We start from the raw sequence: 3,314 nt of genomic DNA, 5'->3' as shown, positions 1-3,314 counted from the left end.
TGGGGCATCGAGAACAAGATCCATTACGTGCGGGATGTGGCCTTCGGGGAGGACGCCTCACGCATCCGTACCGGCCACGGGCCACAGAACATGGCTACGTTGAGGTCGGTCACCATGAACTTCCTGCGCAGGTCGGGAAGTTCCATCGCCGACGCACGTCGACAGCTCGCCCTCGCACCACACACCGCCCCACTCGAACTCTTCGGCATCCCCTGCGACCTGCACATTCATGCCTGAAATCCGACCTTGCAACAGCCCTGCCGGCGGGCGCCGGCCAGAATCGAGGAGCCGACGGGGAGCCCCAGGGCACTCGCCTCCCGCGCGTCGGCGGCGCGGGCGTGCATGCCGTCGCGTGCGTGGGTGATCGTGCGCCCGGTGGCTTCGGGACCCGCAGTGACTGCGAGTCGATGATCCCCGCGGTCGGCTCGGCGAGACAGCCCTCGCTCATCGGGACCTGTCCGCGCAGCCGGTACCCTGTTCGATCCCCAAGCTCGAGGATCGGTATGAATACGGCTTCGTCGCCCCGGTGCTCATGGGCCTGGACCCGAACCTGGCGATCACGGTGTCGGGTGTCGCGACGGCCATCTTCCTGCTGGCCACGCGCGGCCGGGTGCCCAGCTACCTCGGCTGTTCGCTCTCCTTCGTCGGGGCCGCCGCGACAATCCGGGCGAGCGGCGGCAGCAGCGCCGTGGTGACTGGTGCAGTATTCGCCGTCCCTGTTGCTGGCGGCGCCCCCTGACTCCTGGAAACAACCGCGCCGTTCCAGTCAGAAGCAGTCGCCGTACCAGTGGACGGCGCCGGGCGCCGTGACCGTGGCCCGAACCGAGTCGGCGGTGGCATGCAACGGGCGCGCCATGCCCACGTGCTCCTCCACCGACCGGGGGTACGCCAGCAAAGCCGGCAGTGCTGACCTGACCTCGGGACCGTCGGGAATCCGGACCCGGGCCCGGCTCAGTCCCGCGGCCCGGGCCCGTTCGCCGACGGCGGCGAACAGCTCTCCCAGGCACTCGGGCGCGCCCGCGAATTCGCGCACCTCCACGCACTCCCCCTCGTGCTGGGCCACGATCCAGCCGACGAGCGCCCCCGATCCGGGGTCCTTGGCCACGAGCGACCGGTCGAGCGCGCCGTACCAGGCGGGCACGCGCACCGCCCAGTCCTCCGGAGCCCGCAGCGAGCTGAGCGGCCTGTTCGCGTTGTACGCGTGGTGCAGGGCGGCCACCTCGATGGCGTCCTTTGCCGAGGCCGCGCGGACCCGGAAGGCACCGGGGGCGGCCACGTCGGCGAGCGTCCCTTCGCTGTACGTACTGCCGAATTCCTGCCATCCCGAGCCCCGGTAGACGCCGGGCGTCCCGGTGAACAGCAGTGACCAGGCACATTGTTCGGCCATCATGGCACGCTCCGCCTCCACCAGCAGCCGCCGTACCAGCCCCTGGCCCCGGGCCTCGGGACGGGTGGCGACGCTGCCGATGCCGCCGACCCGCTGCGGGGTGCCGTACGCGTCGCGAATCAGCCTCGGTACGTAGACGACGACCGCGTCGATCCCTCCTCCCGGACCGTTCTGCGCAATGAACGTATGGCGGTGGCGGTCCGGGTCGAGGGCATGCAGGTCGGCGATGTGCAGGGCGTCGAAACACAGCTGCCACAGATGGGCCAGAGCCGGATCGTCGGCTGCGGTCGCGGTCCTGATGACGGCGGTCACAGGGTCAGGTTCCCGTCCGTGCGCACCGAGTCGCTGTTCGCGGGCATCGCGCTGCGCTTCGTACCGTCCTCCACGCACGCGGTGTGCAGGACCGAATCCAGGGCGTCCGGGGCGAGGTGGAGGGTGCCGCCGGTGAAGCGGCTGCCGGTCGCCGCGTAGTGGTTCGTGCCGTCGGTGATGCGCACATGGGCGGTGTCCGGTCCAGAGGCGGCGCTGCCGAGCGCGTTGATGTCCCAGGTCACCTTCCCGGGACCGGCCGCGCGGCCGAGAAGCACCTTGGCCTTGTTGCTGCCGGTGAGGCGGGTGCCACCGGTGACGCTGATCCGCTGGTCGCGCGCGGCGCTGAGTTCGATGCCGGTGTTGTCGTAGCTACCGCCGTCGATCCGCAGATCCGCCGATCCGACCGAGAGCGGGGCCGCGTTCTCGGCGCCGGTGACGGTGCAGTCGGTGAAGTGGACGGGCCCCGCACCGCGCAGGATCGCGCCGTCGACGCCCTTGAAGGTGCAGCGTACGAAGTGGACGGGAGTGGTGACCGGGGTCTGGACGAGGACGGCGCCCGCGGGTGGCTCGAAGGAGCAGTCGCTGATGGTGGTCGGCCGCGTGGAGCGTGCGGAGCGTTGGGCGACGGCGAAGGTCTTGGCGGTGCAGCCGCGCACCTGGGCTCCGTCGGCGTTGACGGTGAGGGTACCGGCCTGGTCGAAGGTGGGGCGCGCGATCACTGTGATGTCTTCGAGGGTGAGATCGGTGATCTTGGTATTGGCGGTGAACCAGGAGCAGACATGTCTGCGCACGGTGATCCGCTTGGCGGACATCCCCCACTGCGAACCGGAGTTGGCTATGTCCATCAGTCCGGAGTTACCGTCGAAGAGCAGATCGTGCTCGTACTGCCCGTGTGTCGTGAAGGGGTTGCCGCCCGCGTCGTCCCCGTCGCCGTGACAGTTCACGACGGTGCAGTAGGCGGAGGCGGTGAGGTCGTTGAGGTGGCGCACATTACTGGTCGTGCAGTCCGCGACCCGTCCGTAGAGGCAGTAGATCTGCTGGGTGAGATAGCCCGCGCCGCCGTACTCGACGGTGGGCGGGTTCTTCAGGGAGCAGTCCTCGGTACGGAACCGGGTGCACCAACGGCGCATGATGACCGGCCAGAAGGTGCCGGTGGCGTGGATCCCGGAGACGTCGCAGCCGACGGCGTATTCGAAGCTGACCGGGTGGGAGCCGGTGTACTCGTCGGGGCCGGCGCCCTCGAAGACCAGATTGCGGACGTGGGTGCTGCGGACCGGCTCGATGCGGGTCCAGGTGAGGGTGCGGCCCGCGGCGAGTTCCCAGCCGTTGAGGTAGCCGATCCGGATGTGGCTCGCGTCGACGATCTCGGTGATCTCGACCAGCTTCTGCAGCTCGCGTTCGTCACCGCCGCCGCCCGCGACCGGGTCGACCTGCACGGCCCACCACTGCCCGACCTCGAACGCCTCGGCGTCCGGGACCGGGAAGGTGTCGGTGAGCTCGATGACCTTGCCGGAGAGCGGGTGCTTGACGGTGGTGTCGGTGACGGTGCCGCGGAAGGAGAGGACGGCGCCGAAGGGGTTGTCGTGGGTGTTCTTCTCGATGCCTTCGGTGCGCA

At 69.6% G+C, this 3,314-nt stretch carries 2 protein-coding genes and 2 pseudogenes; 2 read left to right on the top strand and 2 right to left on the bottom strand.

Annotation, left to right across the window (positions count from 1 at the left end):
- Positions 1 to 237, top strand: a pseudogene (locus tag ABT115_RS30720) (hypothetical protein); the annotation flags it as partial.
- Between the two features lie 277 nt (positions 238 to 514).
- Positions 515 to 721 (top strand): annotated as a pseudogene (locus tag ABT115_RS30710) (solute carrier family 23 protein); the annotation flags it as partial.
- A gap of 45 nt (positions 722 to 766) precedes the next feature.
- On the opposite strand, the gene ABT115_RS30705 reads toward ABT115_RS30710, so the two are convergent.
- Both ABT115_RS30705 and ABT115_RS30700 read right to left on the bottom strand, forming a co-directional pair.
- Positions 767 to 1,699 (bottom strand): GNAT family N-acetyltransferase, encoded by a 933-nt coding sequence (locus tag ABT115_RS30705; protein ID WP_351796749.1) that lies wholly within the window; start codon positions 1,697 to 1,699, stop codon positions 767 to 769.
- Positions 1,696 to 3,314: peptidase C14 (locus ABT115_RS30700; protein ID WP_351796746.1), on the bottom strand; the 1,619-nt coding region annotated here is incomplete at its 5' end. The genes ABT115_RS30700 and ABT115_RS30705, both read right to left, overlap by 4 nt.

Source organism: Streptomyces sp. NPDC001832 (genome assembly GCF_040297265.1).
Classification (GTDB): Bacteria; Actinomycetota; Actinomycetes; order Streptomycetales; family Streptomycetaceae; genus Streptomyces.
This window is presented reverse-complemented; position numbering and strand designations above follow the sequence as displayed.